Raw genomic sequence first — 20,127 nt, 5'->3', positions numbered from 1 at the left:
AATGCACAGGCCGCTGCCTTGGTTCTGGTTCGTCGGGCGACGACATGGGGAGCTGTGGTGGAATTGCCGCCTAAACCAAAGGGATTTCCGTGCGTAAATGCACAGGTCGACAAGTCTCGATTCCCTGGCGGATGCTTTGATGTGGACGCGCCGCTGCTGGAAGGACAGCTTGAGGATACTCTTACCAAAGTCGCATCGGCGACACGACCATATGCGAAAGTCTTATGGGGAGACTTGAGTGAGATCAACGACGAGCTAACATTTTTGCAATAAACCAATGAAATGGAGCATATCATGCGTGGATTTGTTGATGACATCGAGGAACTGACCGAAGGAAACACGGATTTTCGCCGTGTTCTTTATACGGCAAGAAATATGCAGCTCGTGCTGATGGCGCTTCAGCCCGGCGAGGAGATCGGCGAAGAGGTTCACGACGACGGCGATCAGTTCTTCCGTGTCGAGGACGGCGAAGGCGAAATCCTGATCGACGGCAATGTGAGCAGGATCAGGGCCGATATGGCCATGATCGTACCGGCCGGTGCGCGGCATAACGTCAAAAACACCGGGAATGAGCCGCTGAAGCTTTATACGATCTACAGCCCTCCCGAGCACGTCGACGGTGTCGTTCATCCAACCAAGGCTGAAGCCGACGCCGCGCATGAACACTTCGACGGCAAGACCACCGAATAACGCCGTTGCGCAAGCAGTGACTTGCGGCGACAACATCCATGAACGGTGTTCCTGCTTGCCCTCCCGCACCGAACCGCGAGAGGGCAGCTCTTTACTAGGAGATGACGTGAAGACCCCGATGCGCACCGGCCTTCCTGCCGCACGGCTGGGATTGCCCTTCAGAATCTGACATTCGTCATCGGTGCCGTAGTGGTGCGGGTCATCGGTGGTCTGTTCTTCGAACTGCCGTTGACCCTGCTCACCGTTCGCGATGGAGAAGCGCCGGTGCATTCAGGACGGCATCTATTGAATCGCGCAAATGGGGCGGCGAGTTGTTCCGGTGCAACCTGGGGAACGGTCGAAAGAGGCCCTATGAGAATTTGAGGCCGAGTCTCTTCCGTCTGGCAGGAGCCGCTGGCGGTTCTTCGACGGGCTTTGGCTTGCGTCCTAATCCCATCGATTTTGCCAGTGCGGAACGCGCTGCGGCGTAGTTTGGCGCGACCAGCGGATAGTCTGCCGGCAGGCCCCATTTCGCACGATATTCGTCCGGGGTGAGGCCATGGTGGGTCGACAAGTGGCGCTTCAGGGATTTGAACTGTTTTCCGTCCTCGAGACAGACGATGTAGTCCGGCGTCACCGACTTCTTGATTGGGACTGCGGGCTTTTTGGATTCTGATACGACTTCCGTGGGGACATCGGTCTGCTGCAGCAGGCTCGTATACACCCTGGAGATCAAGCCGGGCAATTCGGCGACAGGTACAGGATTGTTCGACACATAGGCCGAAACGACATCTGCGGTCAGCTCGATTAGCCTGTCTGTTGATTTCCGCTGAGAGCTGACCCGGGATTTTCGCCGAGAAGTGACCCGCCTCTTGTCCGTCGTCAGAACATTTGGCGCTGATGGCTGCTTGATTTAGCGGAGTGTCGGCCTCGATCTTTGGTTGATGTTAAGCGGCGAGTTTGCGGTGCTGCAAGCGCCGGAGCTCGATCGTCTGTCGTTTGATCCTTTCTCGTTGTTCGATGATAGCAGAGGCCCTGCCGAAGTAGGCGTCGGCCGGGGTCACGTTGCCAAGGCTCTCGTGGTGGCGTCGGTGATTGTAATACTCGACGAAGGCTTCGATCTGGCGTTCGAGATCGCCCGGCAGGAAGTAGTTCTCCAGCAGGATGCGGTTCTTGAGCGTCTGATGCCAGCGCTCGATCTTGCCCTGGGTCTGCGGATGAAGCGGAGCGCCGCGGACATGGCTCATGCCGTTGGCGTCGATCCATTCGGCGAGTTCGCTGGCGATGTAGGGCGGCCCGTTGTCGCTGAGCAGTTTTGGCTTGTGCAACACCCTGGCGCTGTCACAGCCTGAAGCCGTAAGGCCCAGTTCCAGCGTTTCGGTCACGTCCTGGGCCCGCATGGTCGTGCACAGCTTCCAGGCGATGATGTAACGGGAGAAGTCGTCGAGCACGGTCGACAGATAGACCCAGCCCCAGCCGATGATCTTGAAGTAGGTGAAGTCTGTCTGCCACATCTCATTGGGACGCATGGTCTTGTCCCTGAACTCGTCGGCGGCCTTGATCACCACGAAGGCCGGGCTGGTGATGAGGTCATGGGCCTTGAGCAGGCGATAGACGGTCGCCTCGGACACGAAGTAGCGCTTCTCATCGGTGAAGCGCACCGCCAGCTCACGTGGTGACAGCTCGGACTGTTCCAGCGCCATGTCGATGATCTGGCTCTGGACCTCGGCGCTGATGCGGTTCCACACCCGGTTCGGCCGGGAAGGACGGTCCTCCAACGCCTCCGGGCCGCCTTCGACGTAGCGGTCATACCAGCGGTAGAAGGTGCGCCGCGCAATGCCGAGCTGATCCAGCGTCTTCTTCGCCGGAAGGTGCGACTGCTCGACGATCTTGATGATCTCGAGCTTTTCGGATGCGGGGTATCTCATTCGTCGTCGCCCCCATCCGCGATCATGCTTTTTTTGAGCAGACGGTTCTCCAGCGTCAGGTCGGCGACTGCCTCCTTCAGCGCGCGGGTCTCGCGACGAAGGTCCTGCACTTCACCGGTCGTCGCAGCACGGGCCGTGTCGCCTGCCAGTCGCCGCTTGCCGGCTTCCAGGAATTCCTTCGACCAGGTGTAGTAGAGGCTCTGCGCAATCCCCTCCTTGCGGCACAACTCGGCAATGCTGTCTTCGCCACGAAGGCCATCCAGCACGATCCTGATCTTGTCTTCCGATGAAAAGTGCCGCCGTGTCGCCCGGCGGATGTCTTTGACCACACCCCGGTCCTCCCAGTTTCTTACTTGGCTGCTCTGTTCGTGCGCGCGGCTATATCAGCGCACCGCGCCATGAGCGCTTCGAACGGCTCCTCGTCGTCGAAGAGCAGTCCATCCTCAACCATGCGGGCATAGTCATCCTCCAACGCCTTCGCGCCATCGCCGACCGGCACGAGTTGCAAGCCGCCGCTGACAGCCGCTGCATAGTCGATCGGCGTGCGGTCGGCAGCCTTCTCTGCGAAGAACATCGACTTGTGCCGGGCGACAGCGTTGGCCAGGTCGCGATCGGCAAAAGCGGCTTCCGCAAAGCCGGCTTCGTCCAGTCGGACAACATCGTGCCAATGTCGCGCGAAGCGGTCGCCGCGCAGCCGCTCCTGGAGGCAAAAGACGTGGATGGCGGTCGCCTTCTCCCAGAAGGTCCGCTCCGCGTGCATGACGCGCGGCCGCGCCGTCGGAAACACCAGGCCGTCGATCAGGCCGGCCGCGTCGCAGACGACGTCGCGCAAGCTCGCGGGTTCGCCCGTCGAGCGCCCGCCGAACTCCAGCATGACGCTTGGAGCCACATAGCCGGACCCGGCTGCGGTCGCCTCATAGTCGATGAAGAGCTTCTCATCCTCGACCCGGACGGCCGCCGCCAGACCTTCGACGGCCAGTGCGGTCTCGATCACAGGCTGCACGGTGTCCGCGACCCATGCCGGTAACCGCCGACGGACCTCGCTGGACCAGCGCTTTTCCTCGCTTCGTGTCTTCGGCAGACCCTCGCCATTGTCCCCGACCAGATCGGGCGCAATCGCCCGAATGTCGTAGGTCAGATCCACGTCCTCCGAAAACCGGCGAATGACCTGATAGGCTTTCGACAGCGACGTGCCGCCCTTGAACACCAGATGCTCGCCGAGCGGTGCCGCGTAGAGGGTCGCCAGCGCCCACACCACCCACACATCCTTTTCGAGAAGATGGGTGGGACGACCCGAACGGTCGGCGACGACGCTCAACGCGTCACGCCGATCCTCGGCCGAAAGCTGGAGGAAAACGTCAGCCATAGGCCGCCTTTCCGACGCTCTGCGCGAGCCATGTCGGAAGCTGCGGCGCGGCGGCGACCAGTTCGCCGAACACGCCGGGCGGCATCTTCCGCTTCAAGGTCGTGAGCGCGGCCTCCGCCTTTTCGGGGCCGAGCCAGGCCAGCGCCCGCACGGCCTCGCCTGCGGGGCGGTTGGCCAGGGCCAGTTGCCAGCGCGGCGCGTGCCGCAATTCGACGACCTGCTTGCCGAGGTGTATCTTTCGGCTGCGTCCGGAGGTCAGATAGACCGAGCGGACGGGCACCTGCGTCGTCAAGCCAAGCGCGTTCGCCGCGGCGGCTCCGTTCGAGACGATGATCTCCCCTTTTTGGGTCGCGAGGGCCTCGACAGCCTGCTCGACCGAAGGTGCGCGCGTGCCAAACCGACTGGCGATGGGGCGCAGATAGACGCCACGACCGGCGCGGATGAGCTGCCCGCGCTCGGACAGACGCGACAATGCCTGATCCACGGCCGCCCGGTTTCCGAGGTGGAGCAGGCCCTTGGCGGACACGGGCATCCCTTCGGGAAGTCCCGTCGCATGTGCCAGAATCTGTTCGGTCAGCCGTGTCATCGTCTTTCTCCTGTTGGAAATATACGCGAGTTTCTGACAGTTTTCAAGGAAGCGCAGGGGAACATACCGAATAGGGGGAAAGCCTTCCCCTGCGGCCGAGCCTTGGTCTCTACCTACCCCTTCTGCGGGGAGATCCCCGCAACGCCCCCTTCCGAGTGAGAGTGCGGGCGGATTTTCCGTGACGGGTTAAGAGCTGGAGGAGAGGCTTCCGGCACCCGTCGCGGAGATCATCCCGATGGCCAGACAGGGTCGTAACCTCGCGGAAGGTGGCGCGCGCAGCAACCTTTACGACGACATCACCAACAAGATCATCGCCGAGCTGGAGCAAGGGCGGTTGCCATGGGTCCAGCCTTGGGGTGCGTCGCCTGATACCGCCCCGCTGGGCCTGCCGAGAAATGCTTCAACCGGCCGGTCCTATTCCGGCATCAATATTCTCATCCTCTGGGGGGCTGTCATCCAGCATGGTTTCCCCGCTCAGGCGTGGCTGACGTTCCGCCAGGCGCTTTCGCTTGGCGGCAATGTCAGGAAGGGCGAGCGTGGCACGACTGTCGTTTATGCCGACCGTTTCACCCCCGAGGACGAGAAGCGCCGTGCCCGCGAAACGGGTGAGGATGCGCATGCCATTCCGTTCCTGAAGCGGTTCACGGTCTTTAACGCCGCGCAATGCGATGGCCTACCCGATGAGATCACGGCAGTCGCGCCGCCACCGCCGCCGGGCCTTATCGAACCTCAGGTCGAGGCGCTGATCCGGGCTACCGGCATTGACTTCCGTATTGGCGGCAATCGCGCCTTCTATATGCCGTCGCTCGACTATGTGCAGGTGCCGCCTCCGCAAGCCTATTTCGAGCCGATCAACTGGCACAGGACGGCCCTGCATGAGCTGGGGCACGCCAGCGGCCATCACAGCCGCCTCAACCGCGATCTGACCGGCTCGTTCGGCTCGAAGAAATACGCCTTCGAGGAAATGATTGCCGAACAGACCGCGGCCTTCAGTTGCGCCGCGCTCGGGATCATGCCGACCGTCCGCCATGCCGATTACATCGGGTCGTGGCTGGAGGTCATGCGCGAGGATTCCCGCGCGATTGTCCGCGCGGCCTCGCAGGCCAGCAAGGCGGCGGACTGGCTGCTGTCGCATCTGCTTGCCGAAGACACCGGGGAGTCGGATGCGAGCGAAACCGACCGGAGGGCGGCGGCATGATCCTCCTGACAGGCGCACAGCAGGACCGCCTGCTGGCCAATGGTCGCCAGCGCGATCAAGATCACATCCCGGTCGTGAAGTTCTTCAATCCCCTCGGTGAAGGCGTCTGGCTCGCTACCGAGCTGGATGAGGATGGCGACATCATGTTCGGCCTGGCGGATCTCGGCCATCCCGAACTGGGTTCGTGGAGCCTTGGCGAGATGCAGTCAGTCCGGCTGCCATTTGGCATGGTCATCGAGCGCGATCTGCTGTTCACCGGCGATTTCCCGATCTCGGTCTGGGCCGAGGCCGCCCGTGAGACCGGCAGCATCCGCGCCGCCGAGCGTTTGCTCTACGGCGTCGGCGCGAGCTTTTCCCGCACATCCGCCGATACAGAAAACCGGAGTGCCTGATTTCCGGGTTTCAGGTTCTGCGGCTGGCGTCGCTCTCTTCAGAGGAAGAGGGCGGCGCTTCGCTTCGTGACGGGCTGATAGCCGGAGAGAGAGGCTCACCGGCGTCCGTCATGGAGTCACTGACATGGCCACTGCCGTTCAGAAGATCACCCTGTCGTCCTCGCGCGACATTCCCTTCAACAAGCTGGTGCTCAGCCAGTCCAACGTCCGGCGCGTCAAGGCCGGCATCTCGGTCGAGGAACTGGCCGAGTCCATCGCCCGCCGCGGCCTGATCCAGTCCCTGCATGTCCGTCCGGTGGTGGATGCCGGGGGCAAGGAAACCGGCATGTTCGAGGTGCCCGCCGGCGGTCGCCGGTTCCGGGCGCTGGAACTGCTGGTCAAGCAGAAGCGCCTCGCCAAAAGTGCGCCGGTCCCGTGCGTGGTGTCGGAGGCCAGCGCCGATGTGCTGATCGACGAGGTATCGCTCGCCGAGAATATCGAGCGCGCTCCGCTGCATCCGCTCGATCAGTTCCGCGCTTTCCAGGCCATGCGCGAAAAGGGCATGACCGAGGAAGCCATCGCCGCCGCCTTCTTTGTGGATGCCAAGGTGGTGAAGCAGCGCCTGCGTCTGGTTTCCGTCTCACCGGCATTGCTCGACGTCTATGCCGAGGACGGCATGACGCTGGAACAACTCATGGCCTTCAGCGTCAGTTCTGACCATGCCCGTCAGGAGCAGGTCTGGGAAGCGATCAGGGATGGCTGGCAGAAGGAACCCTACCACATCCGACGCCTGCTGACCGAAACCACAGTCCGCGCCGCCGACAAACGGGCGGTGTTCGTTGGTATCGATGCCTATGAAGAGGCTGGCGGCTGCGTGCTGCGTGATCTCTTTCAGCAGGACAATGGTGGCTGGCTGCAAGATCCGGTGCTGCTCGACCGGTTGGTGGGCGAAAAACTGAAGGCCGAGGGCGAAGCCATCGCCGCCGAGGGCTGGAAATGGATCGAGGTCGCCATCACCTTCCCCTATGGTCACGACCATGGCCTACGCCAGATTGTCGGCACCACGGTCGATCTGAGCGAAGAGGAACGCGCCACCCGCGAAGCATTGCGCGACGAGTATGACCGGCTTGAAGTCGAATATGGCGAGGCGGACGAGCTGCCTGACGAGATCGACGCCCGCTTGGGTGAGATCGAACTGGCTCTGGAAACCTTCGAGCGCCGTCCGATGACCTTCGAGCCGGACCAGATCAGCATGGCGGGTGTCTTCATCAGCATCGACGCCGATGGCGCATTGCTGATCGAGCGCGGCTATGTTCGCGCCGAAGATGAAACGCCTGCGGAACCGGAAGCTGAAATCGTTGACCCGGAAACCGGCGAGGTGATCCAGCGGTCAGAACCGGAGGTAAGCCGCATGGGTGCAGTTATCACGCTGGGCGGCCAGGCGGTCGAAACTGAGGAGGAAGACGAGGCCGACATCATCAAGCCGCTGCCCGATCGCCTGGTCAGCGAGCTGACCGCGCATCGCACGCTGGCGCTGCGGGATGCGGTGGCAGTAAACCCGCATGTCGCTATGACGGCACTGCTGCACAGGCTGGCCATGGATTGCTTCATGCCGCATTCCAGCAAGGGATGCCTCGAAGCCCAGGTCCGGGAGGTTCATCTGCCCGCACAGGCCGAGGATCTGCGCGACAGCGCGTCGGCCAAGGCTATCGCTGACCGCCACGAACGCTGGTGCGATCATGTCCCGGCAGACGATGCCGCCCTCTGGGATTGGCTGACCGATCTGGACGATGGTTCGCGCATGGAGTTACTCGCCCATTGCGTCAGCTTCGGTGTCAATGCGCTCTATGAGAAGCCGAACCCTTACAGCGGCACGGGCGTCAGCCAGCACGGGCTGGACATCCGCCTGTCGCAGGCTGACCGGCTGGCCCGTTCGACCGGCCTCGACATGGTGGCCGTGGGCTGGCGGCCGACGGTCGGCAATTATCTCGGCCGCGTGACCAAGCCGCGTATCCTTGAAGCTGTACGTGAAGGGGCCGGAGACCGGGCCGCCGAGTTGATCGGACATCTCAAGAAGGGCGACATGGCCAAGGAAGCCGAACGCCTGCTGGCGGAAACCGGCTGGCTGCCTGAGCCGCTGCGCATGGCGGACGAGGGTATCGAAGTCGACCCGGCATCGGGCACTGCGGCGGAAGCCGACAATCTGCCCGATTTCCTCTCCGGCGATGGCGAGGACGACCCCGCTGACGATGAGGAAGAACAGCATATGGTCGCTGCTGAATAGCACTCATGCGGGGCGGCTTCGGTCGCCCCGTTCTAACCGCTCCGTTTCCGTAACTCGCCCGATCCTCGTGATCGGGCTTTTTCTTTGGAGAGCCGCCATGGCTGCCAGCATCGACGTTGATGAAATATTTGCTCAGGATCGGGAAAACCGTCCGCTGGAGCGTACACTGCCCTGGGAGGAAAGCCGCGACGGCATGACCGTTGTTGTGGAGCCAAAGCCCCATTGGGCCGAAGATATGCGCGTTTTCCGGCTCGATGCCCGTGAATACTGCCGCTATGCCGAATGGACTGCCCATGGCGGCCGTGCGCGCTTCTATGGTCACATCGATACATCGGGCGACGATCTGATGATGAAAGCCCGCGCGATGGTTGCCCGCGAAATTGCCGATGGGCTTTGGAGCTGAAGACCCGATCGCAGGGTCTCTGGCCGTGAGGATGGGATGTCTGCACCGGACGGGCCCAATCCGGCTTCACCATGCAATCCGCCATCCCGATCAGGACAAGCGGCAGCCATCTCTGGCCTGAAGGAACACGATCCTGATGCCAGCATGGTGGCAAGGCTGACGCGGCAGAGCATCTGCGACGGGTATCCGGCATCCTGTCAGATGCGAAAAACCACCCCCGCTTCCATTCGCAAACCTTGGTCCGATCCGTCTCTTTGACATTCAACCCCAAAGGGGTCGGCTTACGCGCGCGTGCCGCCCTCGGGGATTCGGGAAAAGTCCGAACGCCCTCGGGTGATTGCAGATCCGGTCAGACACTTCGGGCGCCTGTCGCGCGGGGGATGGTCCCCCGCCTCCCAAAGACAGGAGCCGGAACCCATGTCCTATGCAGATGCCACCGCCTTCGCCGCCAGCCTTGCCGCCACGCTGATGGTTTCGATCGTTGTGTTCCAGGCCGGAGACGGCACCCACGCCGCGTGCCCTGCCGCCGAGTTCGACGGCGACGACGACATGGTGAAGCTGGAGCTGGACCCGTGGGAATAAGGCGCGAAAGCGCCTCATCCCCGACGGCCCGAGCGCGGCAGCCCGCGCTTCGGGCCTTCAGCGCCTCGCGATGGTTCCCATCGCCGGCAGCGGAACCGGGAACGAGCCCGGTCAGAGAGGAAGAGTGCGGGCCGTTCGGCCGTGACGGGTTGAGGGTCGGAGAGAGAGGCTCACCGGCGCCCGTCATGGAGTGATCCCGATGACCTTTGCCCGTTCCGAAACCTTCCGTTCCATCGGCCAGATTCTGGCTGCCGATGTTCTGCCCGCGCTTTATCGGTCGCAAAAGCTGCCGCTGCGTATCTCATGCCTTGGCGTGGCCAGTTATGACGCCAGTGACGCGGCGAACGGTTTTGACCGCGTGATCCCGCTTGGCGAATGCCCGTCACCGGAAGAGGCCATCCAGGCCGCAGCCTTGCGCCTGTCGCGCGGTGATATTCGCACGGGGCCGGACAGCTTTCCGTATTTTCAGCCGCGCATCATGCTCATTCAGGACCGAGATCAGCGCCTGGTCCTCGCCGGTGAAATCCGCGCCGGCATTATCCTCTGGCAACAGCCAGTCGCATCCGATGCCGAGGCACGCAGGATCGTGACCGAGGCCAGCCGCTTGCGCGGTATGGCATTCCGGGCCTCGGACCCCGGTGATGCGAGACGGCTGCGTTATCGCGCCGCTGCGCTGGAGGCCCGGTTGGTCGATCCCTTCTGGCGCGAAACCTCGGCCGATCTGCTCCGCCTGCCGCAGGCCGCCTGAGCTTAACCCTTTCCATCCCATTCGGCTCGGCCATACGCCGGGCCATGTCATGTCTGGAGACCGCCATGCCCGACTATTACACGCATTTTTCTTGCCTCCTCGACGTAGGCACCCCCGAAAACGCTGCCCGCGCGCTTGATCTCTACAACGCTCTGGCGGATGACAATGCCGCCGAAGATCCGCCCTCGGATGGCTTCCTGCTCTCCATCCAGCCAGAACATGGTGGCACACAGCTCTGGATGCGTGATGATGTCACCGGCGATCCCGAGCATGTCATCCAGTTCGTCAAACGCTGCGCCACTGAATTCCGCCTGACGGGCCTATGGGGCCTTCAATACGCAAACAGTTGTTCCAGGCCGAGAATCGACGGCTTCGGCGGTGGTGCGCATGTCCTCGATCTTGCCACCGGCGAAACAGTGGACTGGATCTATACTGACGGCTGGCTTTCCTCAGTTTTGGAAGGGAGAGATCCCTATGCCTGAGATCATCGAAACCACCGTCTATCGCTTGGGAGAACTTTCCGACGCGGCGAAGGACAAGGCCCGCGCCTGGTATCGTGAGGGCGGCTTCGACTATGACTGGTACGATGCCGTCTATGAGGATTTCCAGCGCATCGCCGAAATCCTCGGGCTCAACCTCAAGACCCGCACCGTCCGGTTGATGGACGGCGGCACACGGCAGGAACCGTGCATCTGGTTCCGGGGCTTCTGGTCACAAGGGGACGGTGCCTGCTTCGAATCTCTCTATTCCTACCGCAAACAGGCGCCGCACCTGATCCGGGAATACGCCCCGCAGGACACCGAACTGCACCGCATCGCCGATGCCCTTCAGGCGATCCAGCGCCGAAACTTCTATCAGATTCGCGCAGAGGCGAGCCATCGCGGCCATTATTATCACGAATACTGCATGTCGATCTCGGTCGAGCGCGACAGCCCGACCTGGCAGGACATGACCGCTGATGCCGAGAAGACGATCATCGAGGCGTTGCGCGATCTGGCCCGCTGGCTCTACCGCCAGCTTGAGCGCGAATATGACTATCTGTCCTCGGACGAAGCGGTCGATGAAACCATCGCCGCCAATGAATACACGTTCACCGAAGCCGGTCGCCGCTTCGGATGATCCCGAGAAGACACTGACAAGCGCCCCGCCGTCCGGTCGGGGCGCTTTTTCATGCTGCGCTTTGAGAGTGAGAGGTGGGCCGGAAAGGGTCAGGTCCGGGTGGTCGAGAGAGAGCGCTGTCCGGGCTTGTCCTTCCCGCTCTCCTGAGGTTCCCGACATGAACATGGTTTTCCCCGTAGCCGATCCGGTCACACCGTTGGCGGCCACGCCTGCGATCCTGGCTGCGGCCAATCTCCTGCTCCCCCATCTCGAACGGGGTCAGCGTGTCGATGCCGCCACCTTGCGCGGTGCTATGGAAACGGCCTTCGGCGCATCCGATGCTACCGGCGCGTGGGACTGGAAGATGGCTTATGAGGCGTGCGAGGTCGCCACAGTTCTCTTCCTGCGCAAATACGGAAAGGCGCTTTTCCGTAAAGCAGCGTCTCGGGCTGCACGGATTTCCGTGCTGGCAAAGATCGCCGGACTATTGCCGACGCAGACCCGGCGTTCCGAGGAAAGCCAGAACTTCCAGCAATTCTCGACGCCGATCCCCCTCGGCCTTGCCGCTCTGACGGCTGCCGCGATTACGCCCGATGACAGGGTGCTGGAACCATCGGCGGGCACCGGCCTTCTGGCGATCCTGGCGCAGACCATCGGTGGCTCGCTGATCCTCAACGAACTGGCCGAGACCCGCGCCGATCTGCTTGCCGAGCTCTTTCCGGCTTTTGCCGTCACCCGCTTCGACGCCGCCCAGATCGATGATCATCTGGCTCCGGATGCTGTCCCGTCCGTGGTGCTGATGAACCCGCCATTCTCGGTCATGGCCAATGTCAGCGGTCGCATGGCCGATGCCGCGTACCGCCATGTTGCCTCGGCACTGTCTCGTCTTGCTCCCGGCGGCCGCCTCGTGGCGATCACCGGCGCTGGCTTTGGCCCCGAAGCTCCGGCATGGCGAGACGCCTTCATCCGCTTGCAGGCCCGTGGCCGCGTGGTGTTCAGCGCTGCCGTCGATGGTGCGGTCTATGCAAAGCACGGCACCACGATCGACACGCGGCTGACCGTGATCGACAAACTGCCCGCCGACGATCCTGGCATCTTTCCGGCCTCACCGGGCATCGCTCCCGATGTTGCCACGCTGATCGGCTGGATCGAGGCGCATGTCCCGCAGCGTTCGCCGGTATCATTGCCGAAGATCGTGGTGCCTGCTTCGACCGCCGCGCCGAAAACCGTGCGGGGCTATCTGACCCGCGCGACAGCGGCACGACCTGCCGCTGCTCTCGCTAACGATCCCGAGGGCGCCGAACTCGCCTATGAGACCGTGGACTGGACGCAACCGGAAGGCGCTCGCCTGTCCGACGCCATCTATGAGGAATATACGCCGCAATCGCTACGCATTGCTGGCGCGCAGCCGCATCCGACCAAGCTTGTGCAATCCGCAGCCATGGCCTCGGTCGCACCGCCGAAGCCCTCCTACCGGCCTTTGCTGCCCGCTGACATCTGCGCGCGTCTGTCGGACGCCCAGCTTGAAACGGTGATCTATGCTGGTGAAGCCCATGCCGATCATCTCGCGGGTGCATGGACCGTGGACGAGCATTTCGACAATGTGAGTGCCGCGCCCGAGGATGCTGCCGGATCGATCCGCTTTCGCCGGGGCTTCATGCTCGGTGATGGAACCGGCGCTGGCAAGGGTCGCCAGTCCGCCGCCATCATTCTCGACAACTGGCTTCGCGGTCGGCGCAAGGCGATCTGGATCTCCAAATCCGACAAGCTGATCGAGGACGCGCAACGCGACTGGTCGGCGCTCGGCATGGAACGGCTGCTGGTCACGCCTCTGTCACGCTTCCCGCAGGGCAAGCCGATCACGCTGTCGGAAGGCATCCTTTTTACCACCTATGCCACGCTACGCTCCGACGACCGGGGCGAGAAGGTTTCCCGCGTCAAGCAGATCGTCGAATGGTTGGGGTCCGATTTCGATGGAGCCATTATCTTCGACGAGAGCCATTCCATGCAGAATGCCGGTGGCGGAAAAGGTGAACGCGGTGATGTCGCCGCCTCGCAGCAGGGACGTGCGGGCCTGCGGCTTCAGCACGCGCTGCCCGACGCCCGCGTCGTCTATGTCTCGGCGACTGGCGCCACCACCGTCCATAATCTCGCCTATGCTCAGCGCCTCGGCCTCTGGGGCGGTGAGGACTTTCCGTTCCAGACCCGCGCCGAGTTCGTCGAGGCGATCGAATCCGGTGGCGTTGCGGCCATGGAGGTCCTGGCCCGCGACCTGCGATCTCTCGGCCTCTATACCGCCCGCTCACTCTCCTATGATGGCGTCGAATATGAACTGATCGAGCATCAGCTCACGGACGAACAGCGGCACATTTACGACTCATATGCTGCCGCCTTCGCTGTCATTCATGGAAACCTGGTCGCGGCGATGGAAGCCGCCAACATCACCGGCAGCGATGGGACGCTGAACCGGCAGGCCAAATCCGCCGCCCGTTCGGCCTTTGAAAGCACCAAGCAGCGCTTCTTTGGCCATCTGCTGACCTCCATGAAAACCCCGACCCTGATCCGGTCCATTGATGCCGATCTTGAAGCGGGCCATGCGGCCGTCATCCAGATCGTCTCGACCGGCGAAGCGCTGATGGAACGCCGGCTATCCGAGATCCCCACCGAGGAATGGAACGATATTTCCGTCGATGTCACGCCGAGGGAATATGTAGGCTCGTATTTGCAGCATTCCTTCCCGGTGCAGCTCTATGAGCCGTTTACCGATGGCGAGGGCAACCTGTCGTCACGCCCCGTCTTCCGCGATGGTCAGCCGGTGGAATGCCGCGAAGCCGTGGCGCGGCGCGACGAGATGCTGGAGCAGCTGGGTTCGCTTCCGCCTGTCCCGGGGGCGCTCGACCAGATCGTGCAGCGCTTCGGCACGGATATGGTGGCGGAGGTCACAGGCCGTTCGCGCCGGATCGTGCGCAAGGGCGAAGGTGCAGCGGCACGTCTTGCGGTCGAGAACCGTGCGCCTTCTGCCAACCTTGCCGAGACTTCGGCCTTCATGGATGACCAGAAGCGCATTCTGGTCTTCTCTGATGCCGGTGGCACGGGGCGCAGCTACCACGCCGAACTCTCGGCGAAAAACCAACGGCTGCGCGTCCATTATCTGCTGGAACCGGGCTGGAAGGCAGATGCCGCCATTCAGGGGCTGGGCCGCACCAACCGCACCAATCAGGCGCAGCCGCCGCTCTTCCGGCCCATCGCCACGGATGTCAAAGCCGAGAAGCGCTTCCTCTCGACCATTGCCCGCCGCCTCGACACGCTGGGCGCGATCACCCGCGGTCAGCGCCAGACCGGCGGTCAGGGGCTGTTCCGTCCCGAGGATAATCTCGAATCCGCCTATGCCCGCGATGCGTTGCGCCAGCTCTATCTGCTGATCGTGCGCGGCAAGGTCGAGGGTTGCTCGCTGGAGCGGTTTGAATCCGCCACAGGGCTGAAGCTGATGGACAGCAATGGTGTGAAGGACGAACTGCCGCCGATCACCACCTTCCTCAACCGCCTGCTGGCGCTGACCGTCGAGTTGCAGGGCATCCTGTTCTCGGCCTTCGAACAGCTCCTGCAGGCGCGGATCGACGGGGCGATTGCATCCGGCACCTATGATATGGGGCTGGAAACGCTGAAGGCCGAAAGCTTCATCGTCACCGACCGACAGGTGATCCACACCCATCCGGGCACCGGGGCGGAAACCCGGCTCCTGACGCTCACCGAGCGCAAACGCAATCAGCCGGTCACGCTCGATGCCGCCCTGGCGGAACTGGATGATCCGCGTGCCAAACTGCTCATCAACGAGCGATCCGGTCGTGCCGCCGTGCAGATCCCGACCACCAGCGTCATGCTGGATGATGGCGAGATCGAACGGCGCGTGCGGCTGATCCGGCCCATGGAGGCGATGAACATACCGGTGCGGGCGATGGGCGACACCCATTGGCTTGAGGCCGACCATGCCGCCTTCACCGTGGCCTGGAAGGCGGAACTGGCCGAGGTGCCGGAGTTCACCGATAATATCCTGCATATGGTGACGGGGCTGCTTCTGCCGATCTGGAAACGCCTGCCGCAGGAATCCTCCCGCGTCTATCGGCTCCAGACCGACGAGGGCGAACGCATCATCGGTCGCCGGGTCTCGCCGGCCTGGGCCGCCAATGCCTCGACCAGTGGCGTTACCAGCAGCCTGACACCGGATGCCGCCTATGCCGCGCTGATCGAAGGTCGCACGATCCTTGATCTCGCCGAGGGGCTGCAACTGCGTCGCGTCCGCGTCATGGGCGCCAACCGGATCGAACTGACCGGCTTTACTGACGCGATGCGCGACCGGCTGCGGGCCTATGGCCTCTTCAGCGAGATCATCTCGTGGAAACTGCGCTTCTTCGTGCCTGTCGATGCAACGGGACCGGAGATCATCGGCAAACTGCTTGACCGCTTCGCGGCCCTGCGCATCGGTGAGCGGGAGGCCGCATAATGGCGCGTCTCAACGCTTCCGAACTCGCGCAGCGTCTCGGCCGACAGGCCGAGGCGGTGTGCCGCCACTATCTGTCGAATGGTCGCAAGCAGGGCAATTACTGGCAGGTTGGCGATGTCCGAAACACGGCTGGCCGCTCCATGTTCGTCCGGCTGCACGACAGCGTGAAAGGCATTGCCGGTAAATGGCATGACTCGGCCACGGGGGAATATGGCGATCTGCTCGACGTCATCCGGGACTCGCTCGGTCTGATCGACTTCGCAGACGTTGCCGAAGAGGCCCGGCGCTTCCTCAGCCTGCCGCATCCTGAACCGCAGCCGCCATCCCGTCAGCCCCGAGCGCCAGCACCATCGGGATCATCCGAGGCAGCACGCCGCCTCTGGCGCATGACGCAGCCGCTGATCGGCAGTACCGCAGAAGCGTATTTACGCGGACGCGGCATTACGGATTTACGCCAGACCGCAAATCTGCGTTTCCATCCCAACTGCTACTGGCGGCCCGAGGACGATGGCCCGACCGAAACATGGCCCGCCATGATCGCCGCCGTCACAGACCTCGATGGCCGGATCACCGGTGCGCACCGCACCTGGCTGGCCCCGGACGGTTCCGGCAAGGCACCTGTCGATCCGCCGAGGAAGGCAATGGGCGACCTGCTCGGACATGCGGTTCGTTTCGATGATGCGCAGGATGCCATGGCAGCGGGGGAAGGTATCGAAACCATCCTGTCGCTGCGTCAGGCTCTGCCCACCATGCCAATGGTTTCCGCACTCTCGGCCGGGCATCTCGCTGCCATCCTGTTCCCGCCGCAACTTCGCAGGCTCTATATCGTCCGCGACAACGATCCGGCAGGTGACAGCGCCCGCGATAGCCTGGTGGACCGGGCGCACGAGGTCGGGATCGAGACCATCACGCTCTCCCCCATGATGGGGGACTTCAACGAAGATCTCACAACTCATGGACTGGATGCCGTTCGGACAGAGATCCGGGTGCAAATCGCTCCCGAGGACGTCAGCCGCTTCATGGCTTCAATTGCATAGCCGGCACGGGGCCGTGATCGGACCGTTCCGATCCTGTCATGCGTGCAGGCTGCATCCTGTCATCAGCAGAGGACCGCGCCTTGGCCTTCCGAGAGGGCGATCGGCCCACAAACGCTCCGGTCAGGCAATGGCGGCGCCCGACTGATTTCCGTCGGCGGGCAGCCCGCCTTTACAGCGCGAAACAAATCAGCCGGGCTTTGCCATCAAGGCCCTCGCCAGAGGCTCGCGCTGCCAGACCGGAGCGCCCGTGGGCGTGTCTCGCCATGAAGGCCGCGACGGTCGCGGTCCAACTGACGGAAGCATCCCATGTACGCGCACGACGATTTCGAACCCGATCACAGCACGTCCCCGACCGGCCATGCCATCGAAGAACTCGAACTCTACGGCTACCGTCCCTCCGAAGACGAGGCCGATCCCCGGATCACACCCGAAGATCACGTCATCCAGGGCGCAGTCTCCGATATCTTCGACGCCCTGATTTCCACCATGGCCGACACCAGCCTCGATTTCGACCTCGACGAAATCCTGTGGTCCACCGTCAACACCTTCCACCGTGCTGTCGAGCGGATCGAGATCAAACTCGACGATAACGAGCAGGCACAGAAGCGCCTTCAGCGTGAACAGGACGGCAGCGAGGTCAAATCCGTCCAGCTCGAAACCCTGATCGGCGCGGGCCAAAGCCTGATCGAGCGCCGCGACAGCATGGAAACCTTCCGCGATACCGCTGCCGACATTTATCTGCGCACCACCGGAACGCCCTGGTCGCAACGCTCCGGTTCACGGGTCAACCATCGCCAGATGACCTCGGCCATGATCGACAGCCGCGACTTCATCGCCGCCAAACGTCGGGCCGACAACGAGGTGCTGTTGCCCGCCGGACCAAAGATCGCCTTCTCGGGCGGTGACACCACCGATCACCGGACGATCTGGTCCAAGCTCGATCAGGTCCATGCCAAGCACCCGGACATGGTGCTGATGCACGGCGGATCGCCCAAGGGCGCGGAACGCATCGCGGCCACCTGGGCCAACAATCGCAAAGTCGCGCAGGTCGCCTTCAAACCCGATTGGGCGAAACACGCCAAGGCGGCGCCCTTCAAACGCAACGACCAGATGCTGGGCATCATGCCGATCGGCGTCATCATCTTCCCCGGCACGGGCATTCAGGACAACCTTGCCGACAAGGCTCGCAAGATGGGCATCCCGGTCTATCGCTTCGGGACCGGCAGCGCGTGAGCGCTGCCTGTTCGGCATAAGCACTACTGCAATAGCGCCAGGTCGTCCCAACGAATTCGGACATAACGGCCTGAGCGCTTTGGCAATTGCTTGCGGCTGACCATTCGCCCGGAGACCTGGAATTCCGCATTAATTTTGACCACGAGCAGCTTGCTGAAATGCCTGGCTGTATCCACCATCACCACGTCTTTGCTCTTGAAAGGAGTGATGGTTTTGATCTCGACATGATCATTTTCAAGCCTGCCGTCCGAACCTTGCGCGTAGGTCTTGTTCAACTTGATGCCGTAGGCGATGGCACCGAACAGCTCACCGATGTCGCCATACACAGATAAATGCAGGCCCGTCTCCAGATTGTAGCTCTCAGCGAGTGAGATCAGGTCCTCAAAATACGGGATCATTGATCGGATGGCGTTTGGATACTTCGCTCCCCATTCCTTGTGGCGAAGCTGTTCGTCAATGTCTGACCAGCTTACCCATTCGCCGTCATCATAAAATGCCCGATCTGACCAATCGATTTCTGCCATAGACTTTAACCTGCAGCCTTCCACCCAACAATATAGCCACCGTAGAGGTAGAGCCGATACTGGTCTACCAGACGCATCAGCTTTCCTGTTCAAGCGGCGAGTTTACAGAGAGGCTTGACCTTACAAACTATCTCATCTCGCCCGGTGAGAGAAACGCTGCTATTCTGTGGCTGCGCCGTGGTGGTGGTGGAAGGCGCAACCGTCCAACCTTTTGCACGGAGACACCACCATGATCGTTCTCGGAATCCTCGTCTCCATCGCAGCCATTGGCACCATGTGCTGGCTGCTGTTCAATCTCGCCGTATTCGCTTTGCCGTTCTTTATTGGCCTGAATGCAGGCGCTTGGGCCTATGATACTGGGGCTGGCTGGCTCGGCGGCATCGTCGTTGGTCTTCTCGCCGCCGGTCTGACGCTGGCTGTTGGTCAGGGCCTGCTCATGCTGATCCGCCCGATCTGGGCGCGTCTGCTGATTGCTCTGGCCTTCGTCGCTCCGGCGGGAATGGCCGGGTTTTACGCCACGCTCGGTATTGTCAAGCACATGATGCCCTCGGAGACATGGCAACTCATCTTCTCGGTGATCGGAGCGGTTGCGGTGGGCGTGACGGCGTTCCTGCGCGTTGCAGGCATGGCGGCAACCGGCCCTGCGGACAGGAACCTTGCACGCACCTGAACTGGAGTGACCCGTAGAGGCAGGACCAGAAGCGGATACGGATCATCTGCCGTCTTCGTCAGGAGGCGGGTGGGTAGATGCGTGTGGATCCCGGGGCAGCGTGAGGCACAGGCACGGTCCATAGGAGCGCAGGACGGTCAGTGCCAGCATTCGAGGACTGACCAAAAACCGGTTGGGGCAATGCCGATAGCACAGGCCGGAGAAAAGGATGTGCACGACCTGAAACGCGGGGGGCCAGACAAGCCGGTGCGCCGGTCTGGTCATCCTGATGGAGCGTCGAGGTTGCCACCGTCCCCGTTCAACCCCCGTGTCTCGACCGCTCCAAACGGCCTCTTCAATGGCCTGATCTGGCCGAAAACCAGCGCGATGCGCTTCGACCGCTCTAGCGCAACAGCGTCGTCACAACTTTCTTCCCCTGCCGGCAAAGCCGACATTCCGCGCGGAACAAGAAAGTTTCTCCTGTGCTGTCCAGCCCCTTTGGGGTGCGCCAGCGTTCGTCTCCGGCCGGTCGATCGCCATAGAGGCCGCAATGGTGCGGGCTCGGAAACGGAAATCGGAGACTTAAAATGGCAACCATCGGCACCTTCAAGAAGACCGGCTCGAACGAATTCACCGGCGAAATCGTCACCCTCAGCGTCCAGGCCAAGGGCGTGCGCATCATCCCCGACCTGCGCGCCACCGGCGAGAACGCCCCCAGCCACCGCGTTCTGGTCGGTCGCGCCGAAATCGGCGCCGCTTGGTCCAAGCGCTCCAACGAGGGCCGCGACTATCTGGGCCTCAAGCTGGACGATCCAAGCTTCAACGCTCCGATCTACGCCAACCTCTTCGACGAAGAGGACGGCGAAACCTTCTCCCTCATCTGGTCCCGCCCCAACGGTCGCCGCGGCGACTGAGGCGCGGAACAAAGGCTCCGACCGCAAGGTCGGGGC

The 20,127-nt window shown here is 62.5% G+C and carries 19 protein-coding genes; 13 read left to right on the top strand and 6 right to left on the bottom strand.

Going from position 1 to position 20,127, the window contains the following annotated elements; genetic code table 11:
- Positions 1 to 255: 255 nt before the first annotated feature.
- The 5 genes from MOE34_RS25600 to MOE34_RS16800 form a co-directional block, all read right to left on the bottom strand.
- A complete protein-coding gene (locus tag MOE34_RS25600) occupies positions 256 to 960 on the bottom strand; it encodes a hypothetical protein (RefSeq protein WP_425287023.1) in 705 nt (234 codons plus the stop codon).
- A gap of 79 nt (positions 961 to 1,039) precedes the next feature.
- Positions 1,040 to 1,477, bottom strand: a complete 438-nt coding sequence (locus MOE34_RS16815; RefSeq protein WP_051018000.1) for a MucR family transcriptional regulator — start codon at positions 1,475 to 1,477, stop codon at positions 1,040 to 1,042.
- A gap of 139 nt (positions 1,478 to 1,616) precedes the next feature.
- A protein-coding gene (locus tag MOE34_RS16810; RefSeq protein WP_086006164.1) for an IS3 family transposase occupies positions 1,617 to 2,926 on the bottom strand; the annotation gives its coding sequence in 2 pieces (ribosomal slippage) (positions 1,617 to 2,632 and positions 2,632 to 2,926; 1,311 coding nt in all).
- Between the two features lie 20 nt (positions 2,927 to 2,946).
- A complete protein-coding gene (locus tag MOE34_RS16805) occupies positions 2,947 to 3,963 on the bottom strand; it encodes a nucleotidyl transferase AbiEii/AbiGii toxin family protein (RefSeq protein WP_009450573.1) in 1,017 nt (338 codons plus the stop codon).
- The gene (locus MOE34_RS16800) at positions 3,956 to 4,549 is read right to left on the bottom strand and encodes a DUF6088 family protein (protein ID WP_009450572.1); all 594 of its coding nucleotides are present in this window, start codon (positions 4,547 to 4,549) and stop codon (positions 3,956 to 3,958) included. Before MOE34_RS16800 ends, MOE34_RS16805 begins: the two co-directional genes overlap by 8 nt.
- A gap of 235 nt (positions 4,550 to 4,784) precedes the next feature.
- Here MOE34_RS16800 and MOE34_RS16795 point away from each other — a divergent pair, with 235 nt between their 5' ends.
- The 11 genes from MOE34_RS16795 to MOE34_RS16745 all read left to right on the top strand — a co-directional run bounded on the left by MOE34_RS16795 (position 4,785) and on the right by MOE34_RS16745 (position 18,004).
- Positions 4,785 to 5,747 (top strand): ArdC family protein, encoded by a 963-nt coding sequence (locus tag MOE34_RS16795; protein WP_009450571.1) that lies wholly within the window; start codon positions 4,785 to 4,787, stop codon positions 5,745 to 5,747.
- A complete protein-coding gene (locus MOE34_RS16790) occupies positions 5,744 to 6,139 on the top strand; it encodes a DUF2958 domain-containing protein (RefSeq protein ID WP_009450570.1) in 396 nt (131 codons plus the stop codon). The genes MOE34_RS16795 and MOE34_RS16790 overlap by 4 nt, the downstream gene beginning before the upstream one ends.
- A gap of 124 nt (positions 6,140 to 6,263) precedes the next feature.
- Positions 6,264 to 8,402, top strand: a complete 2,139-nt coding sequence (locus tag MOE34_RS16785) for a ParB/RepB/Spo0J family partition protein (RefSeq protein WP_009450569.1) — start codon at positions 6,264 to 6,266, stop codon at positions 8,400 to 8,402.
- A gap of 97 nt (positions 8,403 to 8,499) precedes the next feature.
- Complete coding sequence (locus MOE34_RS16780) at positions 8,500 to 8,805, top strand: hypothetical protein (protein ID WP_009450568.1); 306 nt, start codon at positions 8,500 to 8,502, stop codon at positions 8,803 to 8,805.
- A gap of 417 nt (positions 8,806 to 9,222) precedes the next feature.
- Positions 9,223 to 9,387, top strand: a complete 165-nt coding sequence (locus MOE34_RS16775) for a hypothetical protein (RefSeq protein ID WP_009450567.1) — start codon at positions 9,223 to 9,225, stop codon at positions 9,385 to 9,387.
- A 199-nt stretch (positions 9,388 to 9,586) separates the two neighbouring features.
- Positions 9,587 to 10,135: a hypothetical protein gene (locus MOE34_RS16770; protein ID WP_009450566.1), complete on the top strand. Its 549-nt coding sequence runs from the start codon at positions 9,587 to 9,589 to the stop codon at positions 10,133 to 10,135.
- Positions 10,136 to 10,200: 65 nt separating this feature from the next.
- Positions 10,201 to 10,617 carry a hypothetical protein gene (locus MOE34_RS16765; RefSeq protein ID WP_009450565.1) on the top strand — a complete coding sequence of 139 codons (417 nt, stop codon included), beginning with the start codon at positions 10,201 to 10,203 and terminating at the stop codon, positions 10,615 to 10,617.
- Complete coding sequence (locus tag MOE34_RS16760) at positions 10,610 to 11,254, top strand: hypothetical protein (RefSeq protein ID WP_009450564.1); 645 nt, start codon at positions 10,610 to 10,612, stop codon at positions 11,252 to 11,254. Before MOE34_RS16765 ends, MOE34_RS16760 begins: the two co-directional genes overlap by 8 nt.
- A 157-nt stretch (positions 11,255 to 11,411) precedes the next feature.
- The gene (locus tag MOE34_RS16755; protein ID WP_242218639.1) at positions 11,412 to 15,734 is read left to right on the top strand and encodes a strawberry notch family protein; all 4,323 of its coding nucleotides are present in this window, start codon (positions 11,412 to 11,414) and stop codon (positions 15,732 to 15,734) included.
- Positions 15,734 to 16,771 carry a DUF7146 domain-containing protein gene (locus MOE34_RS16750; RefSeq protein WP_242218637.1) on the top strand — a complete coding sequence of 346 codons (1,038 nt, stop codon included), beginning with the start codon at positions 15,734 to 15,736 and terminating at the stop codon, positions 16,769 to 16,771. The genes MOE34_RS16755 and MOE34_RS16750 overlap by 1 nt, the downstream gene beginning before the upstream one ends.
- Positions 16,772 to 17,077: 306 nt before the next feature.
- A complete protein-coding gene (locus tag MOE34_RS16745; protein WP_242218635.1) occupies positions 17,078 to 18,004 on the top strand; it encodes a DUF2493 domain-containing protein in 927 nt (308 codons plus the stop codon).
- Positions 18,005 to 18,027: 23 nt separating this feature from the next.
- Here MOE34_RS16745 and MOE34_RS16740 read toward each other — a convergent pair whose 3' ends face one another.
- The gene (locus MOE34_RS16740; protein ID WP_242218633.1) at positions 18,028 to 18,528 is read right to left on the bottom strand and encodes a hypothetical protein; all 501 of its coding nucleotides are present in this window, start codon (positions 18,526 to 18,528) and stop codon (positions 18,028 to 18,030) included.
- A 229-nt stretch (positions 18,529 to 18,757) separates the two neighbouring features.
- Here MOE34_RS16740 and MOE34_RS16735 point away from each other — a divergent pair, with 229 nt between their 5' ends.
- Together MOE34_RS16735 and MOE34_RS16730 are read left to right on the top strand one after the other, a co-directional pair.
- Positions 18,758 to 19,198: a hypothetical protein gene (locus MOE34_RS16735; RefSeq protein ID WP_242218631.1), complete on the top strand. Its 441-nt coding sequence runs from the start codon at positions 18,758 to 18,760 to the stop codon at positions 19,196 to 19,198.
- A gap of 566 nt (positions 19,199 to 19,764) precedes the next feature.
- Positions 19,765 to 20,091 carry a DUF736 domain-containing protein gene (locus tag MOE34_RS16730; RefSeq protein WP_009450558.1) on the top strand — a complete coding sequence of 109 codons (327 nt, stop codon included), beginning with the start codon at positions 19,765 to 19,767 and terminating at the stop codon, positions 20,089 to 20,091.
- Positions 20,092 to 20,127 lie beyond the last annotated feature (36 nt).

This window comes from Shinella zoogloeoides, from assembly GCF_022682305.1.
In the GTDB taxonomy this organism is placed as follows: Bacteria; Pseudomonadota; Alphaproteobacteria; order Rhizobiales; family Rhizobiaceae; genus Shinella; species Shinella zoogloeoides_B.
This window is presented reverse-complemented; position numbering and strand designations above follow the sequence as displayed.

Excerpts from the sequence above, each read along its gene's own strand:
- MOE34_RS25600 (WP_425287023.1), bottom strand. The coding sequence starts at position 960 with ATGCACCGGCGCTTCTCCATCGCGAACGGTGAGCAGGGTCAACGGCAG.
- MOE34_RS16805 (WP_009450573.1), bottom strand. The coding sequence starts at position 3,963 with ATGGCTGACGTTTTCCTCCAGCTTTCGGCCGAGGATCGGCGTGACGCG.
- MOE34_RS16800 (WP_009450572.1), bottom strand. The coding sequence starts at position 4,549 with ATGACACGGCTGACCGAACAGATTCTGGCACATGCGACGGGACTTCCC.
- MOE34_RS16795 (WP_009450571.1), top strand. The coding sequence starts at position 4,785 with ATGGCCAGACAGGGTCGTAACCTCGCGGAAGGTGGCGCGCGCAGCAAC.
- MOE34_RS16790 (WP_009450570.1), top strand. The coding sequence starts at position 5,744 with ATGATCCTCCTGACAGGCGCACAGCAGGACCGCCTGCTGGCCAATGGT.
- MOE34_RS16785 (WP_009450569.1), top strand. The coding sequence starts at position 6,264 with ATGGCCACTGCCGTTCAGAAGATCACCCTGTCGTCCTCGCGCGACATT.
- MOE34_RS16780 (WP_009450568.1), top strand. The coding sequence starts at position 8,500 with ATGGCTGCCAGCATCGACGTTGATGAAATATTTGCTCAGGATCGGGAA.
- MOE34_RS16775 (WP_009450567.1), top strand. The coding sequence starts at position 9,223 with ATGTCCTATGCAGATGCCACCGCCTTCGCCGCCAGCCTTGCCGCCACG.
- MOE34_RS16770 (WP_009450566.1), top strand. The coding sequence starts at position 9,587 with ATGACCTTTGCCCGTTCCGAAACCTTCCGTTCCATCGGCCAGATTCTG.
- MOE34_RS16765 (WP_009450565.1), top strand. The coding sequence starts at position 10,201 with ATGCCCGACTATTACACGCATTTTTCTTGCCTCCTCGACGTAGGCACC.
- MOE34_RS16760 (WP_009450564.1), top strand. The coding sequence starts at position 10,610 with ATGCCTGAGATCATCGAAACCACCGTCTATCGCTTGGGAGAACTTTCC.
- MOE34_RS16755 (WP_242218639.1), top strand. The coding sequence starts at position 11,412 with ATGAACATGGTTTTCCCCGTAGCCGATCCGGTCACACCGTTGGCGGCC.
- MOE34_RS16750 (WP_242218637.1), top strand. The coding sequence starts at position 15,734 with ATGGCGCGTCTCAACGCTTCCGAACTCGCGCAGCGTCTCGGCCGACAG.
- MOE34_RS16745 (WP_242218635.1), top strand. The coding sequence starts at position 17,078 with ATGTACGCGCACGACGATTTCGAACCCGATCACAGCACGTCCCCGACC.
- MOE34_RS16740 (WP_242218633.1), bottom strand. The coding sequence starts at position 18,528 with ATGGCAGAAATCGATTGGTCAGATCGGGCATTTTATGATGACGGCGAA.
- MOE34_RS16735 (WP_242218631.1), top strand. The coding sequence starts at position 18,758 with ATGATCGTTCTCGGAATCCTCGTCTCCATCGCAGCCATTGGCACCATG.
- MOE34_RS16730 (WP_009450558.1), top strand. The coding sequence starts at position 19,765 with ATGGCAACCATCGGCACCTTCAAGAAGACCGGCTCGAACGAATTCACC.